General features: G+C 50.9%; 19 protein-coding genes. 15 read left to right on the top strand and 4 right to left on the bottom strand.

Features of this window, described 5'->3' with window-relative positions:
* Positions 1-21 precede the first annotated feature (21 nt).
* From OSH01_RS04865 to OSH01_RS04875, 3 genes are read left to right on the top strand one after another with little or no spacing between them, the layout of a single operon-like run.
* Positions 22-750, top strand: a complete 729-nt coding sequence (locus tag OSH01_RS04865) for a coiled-coil domain-containing protein (RefSeq protein ID WP_266122952.1) — start codon at positions 22-24, stop codon at positions 748-750.
* Between the two features lie 7 nt (positions 751-757).
* Positions 758-1,261: a hypothetical protein gene (locus tag OSH01_RS04870; RefSeq protein ID WP_266122953.1), complete on the top strand. Its 504-nt coding sequence runs from the start codon at positions 758-760 to the stop codon at positions 1,259-1,261.
* A 28-nt stretch (positions 1,262-1,289) separates the two neighbouring features.
* Positions 1,290-2,777 (top strand): vWA domain-containing protein, encoded by a 1,488-nt coding sequence (locus OSH01_RS04875; protein WP_266122954.1) that lies wholly within the window; start codon positions 1,290-1,292, stop codon positions 2,775-2,777.
* 50 nt (positions 2,778-2,827) lie between these two features.
* Here OSH01_RS04875 and mgtE read toward each other — a convergent pair whose 3' ends face one another.
* Positions 2,828-4,180 (bottom strand): magnesium transporter, encoded by a 1,353-nt coding sequence (mgtE, locus tag OSH01_RS04880; RefSeq protein ID WP_266122955.1) that lies wholly within the window; start codon positions 4,178-4,180, stop codon positions 2,828-2,830.
* 86 nt (positions 4,181-4,266) lie between these two features.
* The gene (locus OSH01_RS04885; RefSeq protein ID WP_266122956.1) at positions 4,267-4,713 is read right to left on the bottom strand and encodes a hypothetical protein; all 447 of its coding nucleotides are present in this window, start codon (positions 4,711-4,713) and stop codon (positions 4,267-4,269) included.
* A 421-nt stretch (positions 4,714-5,134) separates the two neighbouring features.
* On the opposite strand from OSH01_RS04885, the gene OSH01_RS04890 reads away from it, so the two are divergent.
* From OSH01_RS04890 to OSH01_RS04920, 7 genes are all read left to right on the top strand, one after another.
* Entirely contained in the window at positions 5,135-5,851 is a 717-nt protein-coding gene (locus OSH01_RS04890; protein ID WP_266122957.1) for an MgtC/SapB family protein, read from the top strand.
* A gap of 257 nt (positions 5,852-6,108) precedes the next feature.
* Entirely contained in the window at positions 6,109-7,083 is a 975-nt protein-coding gene (locus OSH01_RS04895) for an alpha/beta hydrolase (protein ID WP_266122958.1), read from the top strand.
* Positions 7,084-7,236: 153 nt separating this feature from the next.
* Complete coding sequence (locus tag OSH01_RS04900; RefSeq protein WP_266122959.1) at positions 7,237-8,259, top strand: sulfate ABC transporter substrate-binding protein; 1,023 nt, start codon at positions 7,237-7,239, stop codon at positions 8,257-8,259.
* Between the two features lie 23 nt (positions 8,260-8,282).
* Entirely contained in the window at positions 8,283-9,203 is a 921-nt protein-coding gene (cysT, locus tag OSH01_RS04905; RefSeq protein ID WP_266122960.1) for a sulfate ABC transporter permease subunit CysT, read from the top strand.
* Positions 9,200-10,084: a sulfate ABC transporter permease subunit CysW gene (gene cysW, locus OSH01_RS04910; protein WP_266122961.1), complete on the top strand. Its 885-nt coding sequence runs from the start codon at positions 9,200-9,202 to the stop codon at positions 10,082-10,084. Before cysT ends, cysW begins: the two co-directional genes overlap by 4 nt.
* Before the next feature lie 24 nt (positions 10,085-10,108).
* Positions 10,109-11,209, top strand: a complete 1,101-nt coding sequence (locus tag OSH01_RS04915; protein WP_266122962.1) for a sulfate/molybdate ABC transporter ATP-binding protein — start codon at positions 10,109-10,111, stop codon at positions 11,207-11,209.
* A gap of 77 nt (positions 11,210-11,286) precedes the next feature.
* Positions 11,287-12,234 (top strand): LysR family transcriptional regulator, encoded by a 948-nt coding sequence (locus tag OSH01_RS04920; protein ID WP_266122963.1) that lies wholly within the window; start codon positions 11,287-11,289, stop codon positions 12,232-12,234.
* Here the strand turns inward: OSH01_RS04920 and OSH01_RS04925 are convergent.
* Together OSH01_RS04925 and OSH01_RS04930 are read right to left on the bottom strand one after the other, a co-directional pair.
* Positions 12,201-13,289 (bottom strand): NAD/NADP octopine/nopaline dehydrogenase family protein, encoded by a 1,089-nt coding sequence (locus tag OSH01_RS04925; protein ID WP_266122964.1) that lies wholly within the window; start codon positions 13,287-13,289, stop codon positions 12,201-12,203. The two genes, OSH01_RS04920 and OSH01_RS04925, sit on opposite strands and share 34 nt — an antisense overlap.
* A 1-nt stretch (position 13,290) precedes the next feature.
* Positions 13,291-14,274, bottom strand: coding sequence for a Bug family tripartite tricarboxylate transporter substrate binding protein (locus tag OSH01_RS04930; RefSeq protein WP_266122965.1), 984 nt, complete (start codon positions 14,272-14,274; stop codon positions 13,291-13,293).
* A gap of 329 nt (positions 14,275-14,603) precedes the next feature.
* On the opposite strand from OSH01_RS04930, the gene OSH01_RS04935 reads away from it, so the two are divergent.
* The 5 genes from OSH01_RS04935 to OSH01_RS04955 all read left to right on the top strand — a co-directional run bounded on the left by OSH01_RS04935 (position 14,604) and on the right by OSH01_RS04955 (position 18,901).
* Entirely contained in the window at positions 14,604-15,425 is an 822-nt protein-coding gene (locus OSH01_RS04935; RefSeq protein ID WP_266122966.1) for an energy transducer TonB, read from the top strand.
* Positions 15,426-15,436: 11 nt separating this feature from the next.
* Positions 15,437-16,336: a MotA/TolQ/ExbB proton channel family protein gene (locus tag OSH01_RS04940; RefSeq protein WP_266122967.1), complete on the top strand. Its 900-nt coding sequence runs from the start codon at positions 15,437-15,439 to the stop codon at positions 16,334-16,336.
* Positions 16,337-16,338: 2 nt separating this feature from the next.
* Positions 16,339-16,839, top strand: a complete 501-nt coding sequence (locus OSH01_RS04945) for an ExbD/TolR family protein (RefSeq protein ID WP_266122968.1) — start codon at positions 16,339-16,341, stop codon at positions 16,837-16,839.
* A 209-nt stretch (positions 16,840-17,048) separates the two neighbouring features.
* On the top strand, positions 17,049-17,723 hold the full coding sequence (locus OSH01_RS04950; protein ID WP_266122969.1) for a response regulator transcription factor: 675 nt from the start codon (positions 17,049-17,051) through the stop codon (positions 17,721-17,723).
* A 44-nt stretch (positions 17,724-17,767) separates the two neighbouring features.
* Positions 17,768-18,901, top strand: a complete 1,134-nt coding sequence (locus OSH01_RS04955; RefSeq protein ID WP_266122970.1) for a sensor histidine kinase — start codon at positions 17,768-17,770, stop codon at positions 18,899-18,901.
* The last annotated feature ends 1 nt before the right edge of the window (position 18,902 follow it).

The following is an 18,902-nucleotide window of genomic DNA, read 5'->3' on the forward strand; positions in this document are numbered from 1 at the left end:
ATAGGGAAGGAAGAGGATATTATGCGTCAAGCCTTTACAGGGAGTGGCCGCGCCGTTTTGGGTGGCTTAATGCTCAGCGTAGCGTTGCTGAGCGGGTGTGCAAGCACAGGGAGCGGTTTGCTTTCTGGTTCATCGGCAGATCCCCGTTTGACTCAAGGTGAAAACTCAGACTTTTTTAGTCGCTCAGGTTTTCAGGCTTGCGTGGGGGGGGCATTGATAGGTATTACCGCGTGTATGCTATCTAATAGTGGTAATAAATTCGTGTGCTCAGCGATTGCTGGGGTGGCCGCTTGCGGTATTGCTATGGGTGGGGATTACTATCTGAGTGAACGTCGTAGACAGTATGCCAATACGACGGATCGTCTGGCGGCCATGAGGGCTGACGTCGAAAAAGACAGTACTGAGGTACAAGCGCGTACTCAAGCCGCTCAGGGGGTAATTGCGGATAACAAGAAAGAGCTGGAGCAGATTACTACTGACTTAAAAAACAAAACTCTGGAGCAAGAGCAAGCTGAGAAACGTTTAAAAACCATCGATGCTAATATTGCGCGCTTAAATAAAGAGTTAGGTAATATGAATGAACGCGTGCAAAAGTACCGTGAGGTAGCCGATGCAGAGCGCAGCGAGGGTAATCCAGCCAGTGTCAAAGCGCTGGATCGAGAAATTGATGCGATGAATTTGAAAGTGGCCGTGCTGCAAAAAGAGGTGGATGATTTGTACACCATGCGATCGGCAGTGACCTTAGGATAGAGAGCCCATGACATCAAGCAAACTTTTGTGGCCGGCTTTGCTGGCGGTACTGCTCAGCGGCTGTGCCACCACCATGAGTGAGTGTAATCCCCACGACAGCAGGGCCAGCATATTGACAAAAATGTCTTGCGACTCATCAGGAGCCTACCGAGCGCACATTGATCAGCAAGAAGAGCAGTTGTTAAGTGCTCAAGAGGCAAATGCTTTATTTCATCAGATTTATAAAGACATTGCCGCACAGCGTGACGCGAGCAGTGCCACGGTAGCTCAGCAGCGTGACAAACAAAATGCGCTAAATCGCTCGGTCGCCCAGTTGTTACGTAGTTTAAGTGTGAAGCAGACCAAAGAAAAAGGGGTGCAAAAGCAAATCAACGATGTAGAGCGCGAGCTGAAACAGTTGAATCAAACCACTGCGACAGCCACTCCAGACGCTCACAAGCAAAAACAGCAACAGTTGCAGCAGTTGCAGCAGCAAGTAAGTCGTCTTCAGACAAGTTTGGGTTACGATTAGGCACTGACTTAATATAGGTTAACGGCGAATGCAACGAGTCTTGCTTGATGCGATAGGACCGAATGAGAGCTATAAGAAGCATCAAGAGGCGATAGAAATACTGCGTACGCGGGGCAGCGGCCCGCTGACGCAGTTGTTTGCGCAGTATCGTTCTGCTGGCTCGTCCAGTGAGCCAGCGGCTTGGTGGACTGAGCGGCAGGGGCACTTAGTGCCTTTGCAGTCATTAAGTGCTACTGATCAAGCCGCTTTGTTGGCATCTTGGCAGCAAAGTTTAGCTAAAATCCCGGCGCTAATACGTGAGCTAAAGCAAAGTGGGCACACCGAGTCAGCTCAGCTTCTACAGCAGTTTTTAAGCGATGAGCAATTACAAGGGAGCTTGTATAGTCTTAATGGAGCCCCTTTATTGGCGCTAGGCGGCACCGATGCACAGCCTATTCCAGCGTATCAAGTAGCCAAGTCGGAGCCCATAGCACCTATTGCAGCGGCCGCCGCGCCGCTGACCACCACTGTGGCAAGTCGGCCGCGTCGTTGGCCCTATGTGTTAGCAGCATTATTGTTACTGTTGTTATTACTCGCTTGCTTAAGTTGGTTTTTTCGTTGGCCTACAGCATGGTGGGACACGATTGCGCCGCCTGTACTGCCGGTGATTGAACAGTCACAGCAAGAGCTTGAACCTGCTCCAGTGGTTGAGCCGATTCCTGAAGCTCCCGTGGAACCTGAACCAGTGATTGAGCTTGTTCCTGACTCTAGTCCAGAGGCGCCAGCTATGGAAGTAGTTGAAAAGCCTGCGGCCAAGCCCACTCTGCCAGCCAATACCCATTTGCCGGTGTGTGCGCGGGATTCTCAGGGTAAGCGCTTAAATCCCGAGTTCTTCATTGTGTTTGATACCTCGGGCTCCATGAATTTGAATATCAATGCTAAGAAAGCAGATGAAGATTGGTATTTCAGCTTAAGTGAGCTTGAGCGCGTCTTGCTCACAGGTGAAAATGAGCAACGAGCACGTGAGATTTTTGGTGGTACGGCGCGCATTACTGTAGCTCGTAGCGCCTTTAGACAAATGTTAGATAAGTTGCCTAAGGAGCAGGATGTGCACTTGCTTACCTTTACGCAAGAGTGCGGTCCACCTAAAAGCTGGGGCAATTTTTCAGGGGCACGACGCGGTGAGCTCAAGCGTATCATTGATGATGTGCCAATCGATAACAGTACTAATCTGGCGTCGTCTTTGGCATGGGCGGCAGCGCGTGTTGATGGCGTCAGCAGAGACGCTTTAATTGTGCTGTTTGTAGATGGCGCCGACGGGTGCGAACAAAATATTTGTGCTATAGCACAGAGCATTGCAAAAGAAAAACCGCGCTTGAAGGTTAACGTGGTGGATATTACTGGCCAGGGTTTAGCCAGTTGCGTTGCCTCGGCAACCGGCGGGCGAATTGTGTCGCCAAGGCAGGCTGCTCAAGTTAGCTCTGCCCTACATCAGGCTACGGTGCAGTCCATACAAGAGCAGGCGCAATGTCGTTAGGTGGTGGGGGACTCTGTGATGGCTATGTGCCAGCACAGAGTAGGTGGAAATCAAGCGAGGTTTAACAGCGCATTGGCAATATTAAAGTAAATTAATACCCCTACCGCATCACAAATCGAGGTAATAAGGGGGGCGCTGGCTGAGGCGGGATCAAGCTTTAAACGGGTAAGGATAAAAGGTAAAGACATGCCTATCAGGCTACCTACCATCACAATGGTTACCATGGTTAGCGCTACAATAATGGCCAACTCCATTCCGCCACGTACCACACCAATGCTTGCGACAGCGACGGCCATACTAATGCCAAGCAGCAGGGACACCATCAGCTCTTTGCCTAACAGTTTGGTCCAGTCTTTTGCTCGAACATCGCCAGTTGCTAAGGCGCGAACCATCAGTGTTGCGCTTTGAGAACCCGCATTGCCACCACTATCTACCAGCAACGGAAGAAAAAACACCAATGCCACCATGTTGGCGATGAGATCTTCAAAATGAGCGATGCCGGCACCCGAAAAAATATTACCAAAAACAAGGATGACTAACCATCCTACCCGCATGCGGTACAGCGTGCTGATGCTGGCGTGACGCAGTGAGGCGCCTTTGCTGCTGATCGCGCCTAGCTTGAGCTGATCCTCGGTGCCGCCTTCAGCCACCGCATCCAAAGCCTCATCGTGGGTGATGATGCCCACGATTTGCAGTTCTTTATTCAGCACCGGTAAAGCCAGTAAGTCATAGTGGGCTACTAAACGAGCAGCCTCGTCCTGACTGTCCATTGCCTGACAGCTAATGGGCTCTTTGGTCATCAACTGAGCAATGAGCGTGTTCGCAGGCGCTAGAATGAGCTCCCGTAGAGAAACGGTGCCGATCAGTCTACGCTCTGCATTAAGTACGTAGCATTGGTAGATGGTTTCTTTGTCTGGGGCTTCTAAACGTAAGCTGTCTAAGGCTTGTTGAGTGGTGAGTTCGGGGGTGAGGCTGGCGTAGGCGGAAGTCATAATGGCCCCAGCGGTACCTTCTGGATAACTAGCAAGCTGGCGTATATCTTCGCGCTCGGCATGGGCTAAGCCTGGCAGTAACGCCAGCCTGTCAGAGGCGCTGAGTCGCTTGTACAAGTCAGCCCTTTTATGGTGATCCATATGTTCAAATAGCTGGGTCACCGCCTGGCGCCCCATTGCTGGAGCTAATAAGGTTTGTAGTTCGAGGTCCAGTAAGGTAAAGACGGCAGCTTGCTTTTGGGGAGTCTGAGTACCTAGCAAGATGAGGGTTTCTTCGCTGGCTAAGCCGGTGAGCAACTCCGCCACATCCGCCGCAGGCAAGTTAGAGATTAGTCCTTGAGCGGTATTGATATCGTGCTGTGCTAACGATTGACGTACTTTTTCTAAGCGCTGAGTGTGGGCGTGATTCATGATAGCAAGCCCCCCTTATATGAGGGGGCAGTAAAAAAGGACAGAGAATAGATAGGCGCAGGATGGGCGCCGACCAAAAGGAGGGCTTAGCCTTGGCGCAGACTGTCGGTATACGATTTGGGCAGTAGACTACCCATAAAAAGATGGGGCGCGTTCGAGGTGTTCGCCTGTGCGGGCTGTGTGCGGGCTTGTGCAGTCAGTTTGGCTGACGTTAATTTGTCCTGCCTAGTGGCTAGCAAGCAGGTTTGCAAGCCTACAGTGCGTATATCTAGCTGCTTGCTGTGAGTCAAAATACGTTGCATCAACAAGTTTGCTCGTGCGCTAGGAGTGGTGAAACTGCATTGCAGTAAGTAACGTGATTGCTCGTCTGCACTGCCGTTGAGAGGTTGGCACTGCCAGTTTTGTAAATATATGCCGGTATCATGGGCGGCCGCCAATAAGGCTTGGCGTACATCGGCTAAAGCAAGTGAGCTGCAGTCAGCGCTAACAGTATGGCGTAGTGCAGGGGTAGGGAATACAGAAATACGGATCATGAGCGTGCTCCTTGGGCAGAGTCCCTATAGCGATAGACGCACGGACTCCGAAGCGATTTGTTTTTAGAACAAAACGCCGATATAGAGAAAAGGAGATACAGAGACGCTGAGTACGTCTCTGTGCTCAAAGCAAGCTTAAGACGTGTAGCGGACCTGTATCAATGTAGGGCAAGGTTCAGGGTCATCAGGCATAAGAAACTCCAGCGTCATTAGCGAATCCAAAAATTGTAGTGCAAGGCTTGTGCTATGCCTAGATAGACCTAGGCATAGCGGTGTATACCTAAGTATAAAAAGCAGAGCAAAGTGGCATGAAAGCGGCGTGGTGCGTATAGCTTGCCATCATTTATACACACAATAGCGGTAGAATGAGCCCGCTGCGCAAATCAGCCGCCACGGCAGCGTTAAGTTATGGGAAGTCATCATGCAAGCAATAGAAAATATCCAATTAGCCGAAATTGCGGATACCTTGGTAAGCCTTTGTACGGCGTTTATTATGGGTTCGATTATCGGCATTGAGCGACAGTATAGGCAACGCACAGCAGGTTTACGTACTAATGTCTTGGTGTGTGTGGGCGCAGCTATTTTCGTCGACATGGCCTTTCGTGTAGCGGGCAGTGATGGGGCGTCGCGGGTGATCGCTTATGTGGTTTCAGGCGTCGGCTTTCTTGGTGCCGGTGTGATTATGCGGGAAGAAGGCAGCGTGCGTGGTCTGAATACCGCCGCTACATTGTGGGGTTCGGCAGCGATTGGAGCCTGTGCAGGGGCTGATCTTATCGTAGAAGCCATACTTGCGACTCTATTTGTGCTCTCGGCCAATACCTTATTGCGCCCTATGGTTAATTACGTGAATCGCTTGCCTTTAGATACCGAGGCCAGTGAAATTACTCAGTTGATTCATGTTATTGCTGCCGATGAGCAGCGCCAAGAGGCGATGAGTGCATTGCAAAGTGCAGTAGAACAGGGCAATTACCCTTTAGCTGAGATAGAGGTTAGCCCTTTTGGGCCCGATGAGGTGCAAATAGAAGCCACCCTAATGGCAACCGCGGTAAATAGTAAAGAAATGGACAAATTAGTACAGCGTCTGAGTAAAAATGCAGCGATAAGGCATGTTTATTGGCAGGCAACCACAGCTGAGTAGAGTAGGTAGTGGATTGGTATCATGTTCTGGTCATGCTTATCTGCTATGCTCACTGGGTCTTTGTGTAGCCAAAAAACCTGCTATACGCTGCCGCTTGGGCCGCTATCGGCTAGGGTTAACACAGACGCAATAAGCTTGGGCTAGGTCCAGTTGACACGCTAACGCCCTAGAAGTGCGTGGGTCAATCTGGTGCAACCACATTGCGCAATAGCAGCAGGGCGTACGCTTTGCGCAGTATAGGCATAGGTCTTATTCAAATGATAATTGAACGTATACAGGCAGGTTCTACCAGCGCTCGTCGCTCCGAGACACCAGATGCTCGCCTACAAAGCATGTTGGTGGGTTTTGCTCGTTTGTCAGCCGCCGCTAGGGAACAAGGGATAAGTTTAAGTCCTGATGTTGCCCGTAATAGTTTGGCCACTATGACCAGCATGTACGTTGCCACCCCAACGGGTGAGTTAACGGTGCAGGACACGGTTTTGTCTGAGACAAATCCTATTCCTTTGCGTATTTACGATCCTGCGCCGGGGCGCGCCTCACGTGTATGTTTATATTTGCACGGGGGCGGGCATATGGCGGGCAGCATACAGGTATACGATCCTATCTGCCGCCAAGTGGCGTTAACCGCACAATGCGTAACGGTTGCAGTGGATTATCGTTTAGCACCCGAGCATCCTTATCCACAGGGTTTGGACGATGCTCAGCAGGTCACCATGCATTTGCTGGCGCGTCTACGTGAATTGGGCTACGAGGTCCAAGATGACTTAACGGTAGCGGGCGACTCCGCCGGAGGAGCCTTAACAGCCACTCTGTCTGCTTTGTCTATGACGCAGCCCGAATTGCATATTAAGCGTCAAATTTTGATTTATCCTAGTTTGGATTACACCTTGTCGCAGCCTTCTGTGAAAGAAAACGCGTTAGGTTATGTGCTCGAGAGCGATAAGATTGCATGGTATTTTGATAATTACTTGCCTAGCGATGTAGACCGTCACGATGCTTCGCCCTTGTTTATGGGGGCCGGCGGCCTACCCCCAACTTTGGTGTTCAGTGCTGGGTTTTGCCCCTTACGCGATGAGTCCTATGCGTACGTGGCCCAGCTTCAACAGGCAGAGGTAGAGGTAGAGCACTGGAATTTCCCAGAACAAATTCATGCTTTTTTGAATTTGCAGCAATTTGTCCCGGACGCCTGCGAGGCCGTTTATCAAAACATGGCCAAATTTATAAATAGTTAGGGCTTGTTTTTGTTGAAATATTAATCTTATAGGTTAATAGCGTAACAAACTGCAGGCTAAGCTATATGCATTCAAGTAATCAGTATTTCTAGGCTGCAAAGGCTCTTGCTAGACTCATTCCTATATTGTCCACTAATGATATGGGGTATAGGAATGAGCACCGGATTGATCCGAAAAAAAGTGACCATCGTCGCTACAGCCCTAATGCTAGCAGGCGGCTTGGCTGCCATTGTGCAGGCGGCCGAGTTAACGCTATTAAATGTCTCCTACTACCCCACTCGCGAGCTGTACGTAGAGTTCAATAAAGCGTTCCAAGCGCACTATCAGCAGCAAACCGGTGACATCGTTACTATCCGTACCGCTCATGGCGGCTCCAGTCGACAAGCTCGTACCGTCATAGACGGTGCCCCTGCCGATGTGGTGACGTTAGGGATTTCCTCGGATATAGATCACATTGCAAAGTCCGGTTTAATCGATGAAAGTTGGCAGACGCGTCTAGCCAATAACAGTACGCCTTATACTTCGACGATTGTGCTGTTGGTACGCAAAGGTAATCCAAAAAACATCCAAGATTGGGACGACTTGGTAAGGCCCACTATTAATGTGGTCACGCCCAATCCTAAAACATCTGCCGGGGCGCGTTGGAACTATTTGGCCGCGTGGCTGTATGCCTTAAAACAACCTGGCGGCAATGAAGAGCGTGCCAAAGAGTTTGTTAAATCTCTGTATAAAAACGTGGGCGTGTTGGATACCGGTGCGCGGGGGGCGACCACAACTTTTGTTGAACGCGGTATCGGCGACGTGCTGATAGCATGGGAGAACGAAGCGTTGTTGTCCGTAAAGGATTTGGGTCCGGATAAGTTTGACATTGTGGTGCCCTCCAGCAGTATTTTGGCCGAGCCTCCGGTGGCGGTAGTGGATAAAAATGTGGCCCGTCATGGTACCTCTAAGGTGGCTCAGGCCTATGTCGAGTATCTGTACAGCGAACAAGGCCAAGAGATTGCAGCACGTCATTTTTATCGCCCGCGTTTGGCCTCTGTCGCTGAGAAATATAAAGATCAGTACCCAAACCTGACGCTGTATACCGTAGATGAGGAGTTAGGGGGCTGGACGCTAACCCAAGAAAAACATTTTGCCGAGGGTGGCGTGTTTGACAGCATTTATTTAACTAAGTAAAACCCACGCCTCGGAGTGCTTTGATGACAGTAGTTCGCTTTGTAGGAAAAGGTTTTTTTAGTTCTAGCCGGTCTGCCAGTGCTGTACCCGGTTTTGGCTTGACGCTCGGGTTTAGTGTTACTTATCTTAGCTTGCTGGTGCTGATTCCCTTGTCCTTTGTTTTTGTTAAGGCCAGTGATGTAAGTTATGCACAGTGGTGGGAGATTATTCTTGCGCCGCGTACGATGTTGGCCTTTCGCTTAACTTTTGGCATGGCCTTCCTGGCAGCGTGTATCAATGCCATTTTTGGTTCTATCTTGGCGTGGGTATTGGTGCGCTATCACTTCCCAGGTAGACGTGTGGTGGATGCGTTAATAGATCTGCCTTTTGCCTTACCCACGGCGGTTGCAGGAATTTCCCTAGCGGCGATTTATGCTCCCAATGGTTGGTTAGGGAAATGGTTGAGCCCTTGGGTGGGGCCCATAGCCTTTACGCCCACAGGGGTGTTGATTGCCCTTACTTTTATAGGTTTGCCCTTCGTAGTGCGCACCATACAGCCTGTTTTACAAGAGTTCGAGCCTGAACAAGAACAAGCTGCGGCATGCATGGGGGCGAATCGTTGGCAGACGATTAGTAAAGTGGTGTTTCCTGCTTTATTACCCGCGCTGTTAACGGGGGTCGCGTTGTCGTGTGCGCGTGCCGTAGGTGAATACGGGTCAGTGATTTTTATTGCGGGTAATAAACCCTTAGAGTCCGAAATTGTGGCGTTGTTAATAGCCATTAAGTTGGAGGGCTTTGATTATGCAGGTGCTTCTGCCTTGGCGGTGGTGATGCTGTTGTTATCCTTTGCTATCTTGCTCGTGATTAACTCTTTACAGTGGTGGTTACAGTACCGGCATTCCGCCAGACGCCACGTATCCACATCTGGCGCCTCCAAAACAGTGACGGTAGGTGCACTGCCATGAGCAATACCCTAGTACTTAATCCTTACTTAGGTCAGGTAGCCTTGGCTGAAGCTGTACGTCGTAGCGATGATGAGTCTACGGTCGTAAAAGTGATATTGATAACTATAGCCTTGCTGTTTTTTGGGATATTTTTGCTCTTACCATTAAGCGTGGTTTTTGTGGCTGCCTTTAGCAAAGGTGTAATTCCTTACCTGCATGCCGTTATGGCTGCCGACACACGTCATGCTATTTGGTTGACTGTAGTGGTAGCGGCTATTGCTGTACCGCTGAATCTCCTGTTCGGGGTGGCGGCGGCGTGGGCTATTGCGCGGTTTGAATTCAAGGGTAAGAGTGTATTCACTACCCTCATCGATCTCCCATTTTCAGTCTCTCCCGTGATTGCTGGCTTGGCGTTTTTATTGATTTTTGGGCGTCAAGGCCCGTTATGGAATTGGTTGGATCAATACGAGTTTCGCGTTGTTTTTGCCTTGCCTGGTTTAGTGTTGGCCACCTTATTTGTGACCTTGCCTTTTGTCGCGCGGGAACTGATTCCTTTAATGCAAGCGCAGGGCAGCGACGAGGAAGAGGCTTCTCGCGTGTTGGGCGCGTCGGGATGGCAAATGTTTTGGCGTGTAACGTTGCCTAAAATTAAGTGGGGCCTGTTATACGGCGTTATTTTATGTAATGCTCGGGCTATGGGCGAGTTTGGTGCCGTATCGGTATTGTCCGGTAATATTCGTGGCCAAACCAACACCTTGCCTTTACACGTAGAAATTGAATATAACGATTACCACACTGTAGGCGCGTTTGCCTCAGCCTCCATCTTGGCGTGCTTGGCTTTGATAACGCTCGCGCTGAAACTATGGGCGGAACGTAAAATGGTTCAGAATTGCGATCGCTAAGGGCGACGTTCGGGAGTATATTTCATGAGCATAGAAGTACGTAACTTAGTAAAACGTTTTGGTGGTTTTACTGCCTTGAATGATGTGTCATTGAGGTTTCCTGCGGGAGAACTAGTGGCCCTATTAGGCCCTTCTGGGTGCGGTAAAACAACGTTGCTGCGCATCGTAGCGGGGTTGGAACAGGCTGATTCCGGGCAGGTGCTGATGCATGACAAAGATGTCGCAAGGGTCGATACGCGTGATCGCCAAGTGGGCTTTGTGTTTCAGCATTACGCCTTGTTTCGCCACATGACGGTATTTGATAATGTCGCCTTTGGTTTACGCATTAAGCCTAGGCGTCAGCGTCTGCCCGACGCTGAGATTAAGCGTCGTGTGCACGAGTTACTGCAATTGGTACAGCTAGATTGGCTGGCTGATCGTTACCCCGCCGCTTTATCGGGCGGACAGCGTCAACGTATCGCCTTAGCACGCGCCTTGGCCGTTGAGCCAGGGGTGTTGCTGTTAGATGAGCCTTTTGGCGCGCTGGACGCTAAAGTGCGCAAAGAGCTGCGCTCTTGGTTACGGAGATTGCACGACGATTTACATATCAGCACGCTGTTTGTGACGCATGACCAAGAAGAGGCCATTGAGGTGGCTGATCGGATTGTGGTGCTGAATAAAGGTCGGGTCGAGCAGCAAGGCGCTCCTCAAGAAGTTTACGACCATCCAGCAAGTCCTTTTGTTTATGAGTTCTTAGGTGCTGCCAATCGTTTGCCAGGACAGTTTTCTACTCAGGGGTTTGTGGCTGCTCAGCACCTAGGCAACTTCGCTTCGGATCAAGCGATTAACGCCTCGCAAGCATTGTCCAGCGGACAAGCTATAGGATATGTGCGGCCTCACGATCTGAGCTTAGTACGTGAGCGTAATGGGCAGGGGATTGCGGTTGCCGTGCAGCGCGTGATACCACTTGGAGCAACCATACGGGTAGAGTTAGCATTAAACGACGGTGGCTCGCCTTGGGAAGCAGAGTTTGATCGCCTCAGTTGGGCAGAACTCAATTTACAGACAGGCGAACAAGCCTGGGCGATCCCTAGAAAGTTCAGCGCTTTCCCGTTGGAAGCTCAGCCTGAGGCGGTAGCTGTCTAGAGGGGGTGAGTAAACCAAGCCTACGACGACTATAGGCTTTATCCCGCGAGCCTCTTAGAGCCCGTATACTTTATGGCATGACTTATTCTGCTTATCGCATCATTTCCGCACTGAGAATGCGTCAGTTCGAGTTGCTTTGTGTGTTGGCCGAGACAGCCAATATGCGGCTGGCCGCGGAACGTTTGCATTTGAGCACAGCGGCGGTAAGTAAAAGTTTGGGCGACATAGAACATCAATTGGGGGTAACGCTGTTCCAGCGTCAAGCACGGGGTCTGGTGCCAACCGCGGCCGGCAATACCGTCTTGAAACGAGCGCGAGTGCTGTTATCCGAAGTCGCTCTGCTAGCCGATGATCTGCAAGATGAGCGCGAGGGCAGGCTAGAGGTGTTGCGTATCGGAGCCCCGCCTTTTGTCGCTTGGACACTACTGCCAGAGGTGTTGTCAGAGTTACGAGCAGCGGGGGCGTCGCATGCTTGGCAGATTGTTGAAGGGCGGTTGGCGGATATGCAGCATAAATTGCTGCATCATGAAATTGATGCCTTGCTGACTATGAACACTCCCTCAGAATTGGGGCAGTTGAATCAGGAGCAGATCGTGATTCAGCCCATATGCGATGAACACTGGATTGTCGTGTGTTCGCCGCAGTATAGGGCAGGCTTGTGCATTGCTACGGAGCAGGCCATTTGGCCACAGTTGCGTCACGCTGATTGGATATTACCGCCCCGGCCTACGCAGGCGCGGATGATGTTTGAACAGTGTCTACTTGATCACGGTCTGGCACCCATAGCCCCTGTTATAGAATCCATGAGTGCCATTACCAATTTGAACCTGGCGCGTGCCGGACACGGCCTGACATTGATGGCTCGGCGTACGGTGCAGGCCAGTCTTGACGATGCTACCTTAGTGAGTCTGCCTACTGAGGGTTTAGCCAGCATACCTATTGTGTTGGCTCATAAAGACAATCCGTTGCGACATGAAGCCATACAGCAGTTTTATGCCGCAGCGCTGAGACGATTGACTAAATAGTTTAAGGCTTGCGTATCCTCCAGCAATTGATCCAGTAAAAAATTACTGCTGCGCAAGTCTTGGTCGTAGACCACCTCCAACAAAGTCAGGGCGCTGCTATGTATGGGGCAGGGAATGCCCGCGAGTATCGCCAATCTTTCCTGAAAAGCCAGGCCAAAAGGCATGTCTTCCAGCACATAACGGTGGTTCAGCCCTTTGGGGCCCAAAGGGCCTTTGCCTGCCGCCTCAATGGCTGCGGCCATCTCATGTAAAGGGCCTTTGGGAACGTGATAGGAACGATGGTAATGCTCTACCAATGAGCGCAGTTCAAACCCAAAGTGTTTGCCAATAGCCAATCGTTCTTCATCTAGTTTTTGAGCAATTCTGCCAACTTCTATGCCAAAGCAAGCGAATAAAGACCAGTCCTCCTGCCTTGTTATACGACTTAGGTTAGGAATGACCTCGGCAGCATGGGCGATAGGATTGATATTGGCCAACGTGCTGGCAAGAGGGTTGTCATCGGCAATGAATCGGTCGCCCAGCAGGGTTTGGCTCAGGGACAAGATGCTTTGACTGTCTTGAGCGCAAGCGCTGGACACCCCTATCGTGCTGCGCAACTCATTGATGTGTACTTGGCCGTCCGCTAGAAAGTGAGCGGTCGTGGCAGTCGTGCTCCAGGCACCCACCTGTAGTTCAAGCCCTAGTTGTCGTGCTTGATCACTCAGCCAAATTGAAGCCAAAGATAAAGCACCGCTAATCAGTACAGTCTGTCCATTTTTAAGCTGTGGCAGCAGCGTGGAGAACAAGTCCTGATAGAGGTGCCCGGGTAGACAAATAAGCACTACCGGATAGTCGCTTAGGGCCTGCTGAGTCGGTAGCCAGTCTACACATACTTGGGCGCTAACCGCTCCGTGGGTTTGGAAGCATGCTTGCTGAGTAGGGAGGTCAATATGCAGACGGCGGCCAGTGGGTGACCACAGAGCCACATGATGCCCGTGATTTTTTAAGTAACACGCACTGGCGCAAGCTATTGGGCCAGCACCGATAATAGCGACATGTTGAGGCGCAAGTTGCATATTAGTCCAGGCTGATGTGGCGAGTGGCGATGATTTCTTTCCAGCGTTGTTGTTCCAGTTGCAAATAGTTCTTCAAACCCTCTGGGTTCTCCAACCGTGGAACGACGCCCTGATTGTCTAGTTTGCTCAGTAGTTCTGGCTGATGCATAGCCTTATCCAAAATACTGTAAAGCGCCTGAATAGTGTTATCTGGCGTGTCTATAGGCACGAATAATGCAAATGTGGTGGTGGCCTCAAAGTCTGTAATGCCTGCCTCATCCAGCGTAGGAACATCTGCCAGTAATGGGGATCGTTGCTTGCTGCTGACACCCAAGGCTTTCGCTCGGCCTTCTCTTAGTATGGGTAAGGCTACTCCTAAGTCCAGAAAGGCAAGATCAACCTCCGAAGCAGAGACCGCAACCGTAGCGGGAGAGCCCCCTTTGTACGGAATGTGAGTGAATTCGGTATTGGTTAATGCCATCAGCATTTCTGCCGCCATGTGACTGGTCGAACCATTTCCGCCAGAAGCAATATTGAGTTGCCCGGCTGTTTTACCTGCCTGATCTAATAATGCAGGCAAGGACTCTATGCCAGATTTTGGACTGGCAACCAGTACCAATGGGCTTTCTGCCAGTAAAGCGACTGGTGCCAGGTCTTTTTCCTGATCAAAAGGTAGGGTGGGGTAGAGCTGCGGAGCGATGGCAAACGTGCTGTTGGTAGCTAGTAGCGTCGTATACCCGTCGGCGCGTGCTCGGGCTGCTTGACTATGACCTATGGTGCCATTGGCGCCCGGCTTGTTTTCTACAATAATGCTTTGGCCACCGATTTTATGCATGGCCTCGCCCACTTGGCGTGCTAACAGGTCAGTGGCTCCACCCGCTGACCAGCCTACTAAAATACTGATGGCACGGGATGGAAAAGGCTTATCAGTTGCGTGAGCGACACTTTGAGAGGCCATGAGTAAGCAGCAAAGCGTAAGTCCTGCATAACGCTTGAGTAAATGCATGATGTGCTCCGATATAAGAGATGTTGTAGAGCAGCAGTGTAGGCGCAGAGTCTCGGTCTTCCCATTGAAAGATAATCAACAGGTATTAAGGAAAGGTGAATGACATCAGGCATACAGCCAGATCAATATGGGGCGACTGCTATGCATACCGACTTATGCGGGAAAAGGCCGTGATAAAAGCAGGGATAAGCCTAAGGTTTGTCTACGTCATTTACCGAATAAATAATTGTATTGAGAATCGTTCCTATTTTTGTTAATATGCTTTGTTGCTCGATTGTTTCAAAATATCCTGTCCTTGAGGCGGGCTTGTAGAGTAGAAAGAACGGAATATGACCCGTAATCACCCCGAACGCCGCTATGGTTCCCATCTGGCCTTGAAATTGACCGCCTTAGCGTTGGCTTTAGGTCTGCACGCAGGGGTACTGGCTACGTTACTACTGAGTGATAAGCCAAAAATAGTGGGGGAGCCTACAGCGGATGAAATTATAGGGGTCACCCTTGTTGAACTCACCGAGCAAGAAGCTGTACAACCCGAGGCCCCGCCGCAAGCAGCTCCAGAAGAGCCTGAAGTGGTTACGGAGCCAGAACCAGAACCCGAGATTGAGCCAGAACCGGAACCGGAACCGGAACCTGAACCAGAGCCAGAGCCGCCTGTGCAAGAGCCTGTGATTCCCGAGCCACCACCCAAACCTAAGCCTAAACCTAAGCCTAAACCTAAACCTAAGCCTACACCTACGCCTACACCTACGCCGGCTCAACCCGTTGAGCAGGTCGTACCAGCGCCAGCGCTGGCGTCTGGGCCCACTATTGCAGATGCCACGCCCGCAGCCCAAGCCGCCGCGCCTAAGCCAGCTCAGGCACAAGGGGATCAAGCTAAAGTGGTGGGCCATATTGACTACTTAGGCCGCCGACCGGTGCCGGTGTATCCCCGTATGTCCGAGCGCAGGGGGGAGCAGGGTAAGGTGATAGTACGTGTATTGATTTCCACAGAAGGGCGAGTGCTCGAAGCGAACGTGCAGCGTTCCTCGGGCTACGAGCGTTTGGATGAATCGGCGCTCAAGGCGGTGAGATCAGCGCGGTTTAAGCCCTACACCGAAAACGGCGTGGCCTTTCGCGCAATGGCAGACATTCCCTTTGAATTTGTTAGATAGGATAGCTTGTGATGCATGACATACTAGATAGCGTTTTGACGATCTTGGCTCAGGCTGCCCCCTTGGCGGCGGACGCTGCTGATACTGCACAGACGAGTGCGGCGCCGGCTTTGCAGCAAGCGGCGGCGAACAGTACTCCGCTTGCGACCGAAGCGGGTGGTACCAATATGCTGCACTTTATTGAGCAAAGTGATTGGGTAGGCAAAGGGCTGTTTATTGTGTTGGCGTTAATGTCTTTAGCCAGCTGGTACTTAATTATTGTGAAAGGAGTCCTGTCGTTCCGTCTTAAACGACGCTCCAGCGCCTTTGTGCATCAGTTTTGGTCAGCTAGTTCGCTAGAGCAAGTAGAGAATGAAATCGCTACGCATGGTGCACGCGAACCTTTCGCGCATTTGGCGAGCCACGCCATTCACGCGCAGCAACATCATGCTAAGTACGGAGCGATGCGCTTAGAAGAAAAAGGTTCTACGGGTGACTTTGTGGCGCGTATCATGCGAAAAGTTATTGATGAAGAAACGGCACGCTTAGAAAATGGTTTAACCCTGCTGGCTTCGGTGGGCTCCACAGCGCCATTTGTGGGTTTGTTTGGCACCGTCTGGGGTGTCTATCATGCCTTGATAAATATTGGTTTAGCTGATGGTGTCACCATCAATCATATAGCGGGTCCAGTGGGCGAAGCCCTAGTCATGACGGGCTTGGGCTTGGCCGTGGCAATTCCTGCAGTGTTAGGCTATAACGCCTTTGTGCGTACCAATCGGGTGTATCTGGCCAAGCTGGACGCGTTTGCACACGATTTATTCACTTTTTTATCTACGGGCCAGCAAGTCCAAGAAAATCAGGGACATTTGCGCCGTGTGCCTAGCAGCGGTGCGAATGCGGCCCAGACAGCGGCAGCTAAAAAGGAGCATTAACCATGTCATTTGGCAGCTTTGATAAGCGGGGTTCAGCACCCGCGATGTCGGAAATTAATATGGTGCCCCTGATCGACGTGATGCTGGTGCTATTAGTGATTTTTTTGATTACGGCTCCCTTGTTGTCGCATTCCATTAAAGTACAGTTGCCCCAAGCTAGCGCAGAGCCGGTAGAGCAAGAGCAAAAGTCCATCGATTTAGCGATCGATGCTTTCGGGGTGGTGTATGTGAATGACCAAGAAGTAGCGATCGACAACTTAACGGCTCACTTAGCGCCATTTAGCCAAGAAAAACCACAACCGGAACTGCGGATTCGTGCTGACTCTGACACTTTATATGAGGTTTTAGCTCAAGTAATGAGTAAATCTAAAGCAGCGGGGATGACTCGTCTGGGGTTTGTAACACGCCCAGATAGCCGTGTTGCCGCTCCGTCAGCAGTAACTCAAACAGAGTCGGGTACGGCAACGTCGGCCAGCACGGTAGGCAGCCCTACTAGCCAGTAATGTAGTGTTTTACAGCTAGGTATCAATGCCCCTTCGATCAGCGCCGAAGGGGCATTTTTTCGTCTGGGAACAGCGAAATTAATGTCTATGGGCGCCTGGAGAGTCACTCATAGAATAAGCATGCAGCGTGCCGAATCTTGCGGTACCATAAACACCTCGTTGCACTGTATAAGCAGTTGAACGGGCCAATTCATTATAAAATCGCCATCATGCGTGTATTACTTATCGAAGACGACGCCACCTTGGGCGCCGCATTGCAGGAATACCTTAACGACCAAGACTATGCCGTCGATTGGCTGCAACAAGGCGAACAAGCCTTAAAAGAGCTAGAGAATCAAGTCTATGATTTGCTTGTGCTCGATTGGAATTTACCGGGTGTAAGCGGCTTAGAGGTGCTTCAGCAGCTACGCAAAGCAGATAACCCCATACCCGTACTCATGCTTACGGCACGTGATGATTTAAATGATCGTGTTGCCGGTTTAGATGCGGGGGCTGACGACTATGTGGTCAAGCCTTTTGATTTAGCCGAGCTCGCCGCGCGCATTCGCGCTTTTCGTCGCCGTCGAACAGGGTTAGGTAAGCCTGAAATTGAGGCTGGGCCCTTAGTCTTCGATACCGTGGGGCGTGAAGTGCGCTGCCATGGCGAGCGCATCGCTTTATCCGTACGCGAGCTGTCCGTTCTAGAGATGCTAATGATGCGTAGTGGACGCGTGGTAACTAAGCAGCAAATCGTGAACTCGTTGTCTGCCTGGGATGCCGATTTTAGTGAAAATGCCGTAGAGGTATATGTGTACCGGCTACGCAAACGCCTAGAGAAAACCGGCGTAGCGATACAAACTATTCGGGGCTTTGGGTATTTATTAGATGTGGAAAATAGAGTCTAAGGTCGCTCGGTAGTACAGCAGGCTTTGCTCCATTAGGGATGGCTATGCCCAAAACCAATCAAGCTTCACCACATCGTGTTCATTCACGGTTGACCCGTTTATTGCCAGAAGGCTCATTAGCCAGACGGTTGATGTTGCGTCTGTTTCCCCCCATTGCTTTCTTAGTTATCTTAGACCTTAGCGTGACGTGGGTCTTGACGCAAAGAATGTCCCTAGAAGACTGGTTGTTACGGGACATATTTTGGACCATGGTGCTCAGTCAATTGTTTCTGATGGCGCTTATTGCTTGGATTTTGCTCTCGGGCATACGGTCAGGCCTGGCTTCCATTAAAGACTTGTCGCAGCAAATTAGTATGCGCAGCGAGGTCGACTTACAAAAACTTGACCCAACAGGTTTGCCAGCAGAGGTCGTGCCGCTGGTGGATCATGTCAATGAGTTGCTGTCGCGTTTGGATGACACGATACAGGCACAGAAACGATTTATCGGTCATGCGGCACACCAATTACATACCCCGCTAAGCGGTTTGCGCCTAGAGTCTGAGCTAATGTTGGCTCGCCCTTTGCCAGATGATGTGCGGGTGCGGGCGACACGCATTAAAACAGTGTCAGATCGCATGATACATTTGGGCCAGCAATTGATGGTGCTGGCGCGGGCAGACTCTACGGCCACACTGAAAGACAGTTTTCGGCGCTTGGATTTATGTGAGTGGGTGCGCTCGGTGGGGGGCGATTGGTTTTTACGCGCTAGACAAGCCAATATTGAGCTGGTATTACACGCCCCCGAGAAACAGGTTTGGATTGATGCTGATCCAATTTTACTCAGTGAGCTACTTGGTAATCTGATTGACAACGCCATACGCTATGCTAGTGAAACGCCCTCTATAGTGTTGCGTGTGACGGATAATCCACCTACCTTGGCGGTCGAGGATCAAGGGCCAGGCATTAATGCCCAAGACACTTTGCGTATTTTTGACGCTTTTTACCGCTCGCCCGGTACTGCTAGCGAAGGGTCTGGTTTAGGTTTAGCGATAGTGCGTGAAATTACGCGCGGTCATGGGGCGTGGTGGAGCGTCGCCAGCCGTCCAGCTTTCGATGGCACGCGCATCAGTATTGTCTTTCCCGGTCCGCGTATTGGTACGCGCTTTTCGCGTACCGAATCTTTGCTTGGAGCAAAATAAG

The sequence above is a fragment of the Alcaligenes endophyticus genome (assembly GCF_026344035.1).
GTDB lineage: Bacteria > Pseudomonadota > Gammaproteobacteria > Burkholderiales > Burkholderiaceae_B > Alcaligenes > Alcaligenes endophyticus.

What these genes read in the sequence shown, in the direction of transcription:
- OSH01_RS04935 (WP_266122966.1), top strand. Translation starts at nt 14,604, where the DNA reads ATGACCCGTAATCACCCCGAACGCCGCTATGGTTCCCATCTGGCCTTG.
- OSH01_RS04900 (WP_266122959.1), top strand. Translation starts at nt 7,237, where the DNA reads ATGAGCACCGGATTGATCCGAAAAAAAGTGACCATCGTCGCTACAGCC.
- OSH01_RS04925 (WP_266122964.1), bottom strand. Translation starts at nt 13,289, where the DNA reads ATGCAACTTGCGCCTCAACATGTCGCTATTATCGGTGCTGGCCCAATA.
- OSH01_RS04950 (WP_266122969.1), top strand. Translation starts at nt 17,049, where the DNA reads ATGCGTGTATTACTTATCGAAGACGACGCCACCTTGGGCGCCGCATTG.
- OSH01_RS04940 (WP_266122967.1), top strand. Translation starts at nt 15,437, where the DNA reads ATGCATGACATACTAGATAGCGTTTTGACGATCTTGGCTCAGGCTGCC.
- OSH01_RS04890 (WP_266122957.1), top strand. Translation starts at nt 5,135, where the DNA reads ATGCAAGCAATAGAAAATATCCAATTAGCCGAAATTGCGGATACCTTG.
- OSH01_RS04865 (WP_266122952.1), top strand. Translation starts at nt 22, where the DNA reads ATGCGTCAAGCCTTTACAGGGAGTGGCCGCGCCGTTTTGGGTGGCTTA.
- OSH01_RS04875 (WP_266122954.1), top strand. Translation starts at nt 1,290, where the DNA reads ATGCAACGAGTCTTGCTTGATGCGATAGGACCGAATGAGAGCTATAAG.
- OSH01_RS04930 (WP_266122965.1), bottom strand. Translation starts at nt 14,274, where the DNA reads ATGCATTTACTCAAGCGTTATGCAGGACTTACGCTTTGCTGCTTACTC.
- OSH01_RS04895 (WP_266122958.1), top strand. Translation starts at nt 6,109, where the DNA reads ATGATAATTGAACGTATACAGGCAGGTTCTACCAGCGCTCGTCGCTCC.
- cysT (WP_266122960.1), top strand. Translation starts at nt 8,283, where the DNA reads ATGACAGTAGTTCGCTTTGTAGGAAAAGGTTTTTTTAGTTCTAGCCGG.
- OSH01_RS04870 (WP_266122953.1), top strand. Translation starts at nt 758, where the DNA reads ATGACATCAAGCAAACTTTTGTGGCCGGCTTTGCTGGCGGTACTGCTC.
- mgtE (WP_266122955.1), bottom strand. Translation starts at nt 4,180, where the DNA reads ATGAATCACGCCCACACTCAGCGCTTAGAAAAAGTACGTCAATCGTTA.
- OSH01_RS04885 (WP_266122956.1), bottom strand. Translation starts at nt 4,713, where the DNA reads ATGATCCGTATTTCTGTATTCCCTACCCCTGCACTACGCCATACTGTT.
- OSH01_RS04955 (WP_266122970.1), top strand. Translation starts at nt 17,768, where the DNA reads ATGCCCAAAACCAATCAAGCTTCACCACATCGTGTTCATTCACGGTTG.
- OSH01_RS04920 (WP_266122963.1), top strand. Translation starts at nt 11,287, where the DNA reads ATGACTTATTCTGCTTATCGCATCATTTCCGCACTGAGAATGCGTCAG.
- OSH01_RS04915 (WP_266122962.1), top strand. Translation starts at nt 10,109, where the DNA reads ATGAGCATAGAAGTACGTAACTTAGTAAAACGTTTTGGTGGTTTTACT.
- OSH01_RS04945 (WP_266122968.1), top strand. Translation starts at nt 16,339, where the DNA reads ATGTCATTTGGCAGCTTTGATAAGCGGGGTTCAGCACCCGCGATGTCG.
- cysW (WP_266122961.1), top strand. Translation starts at nt 9,200, where the DNA reads ATGAGCAATACCCTAGTACTTAATCCTTACTTAGGTCAGGTAGCCTTG.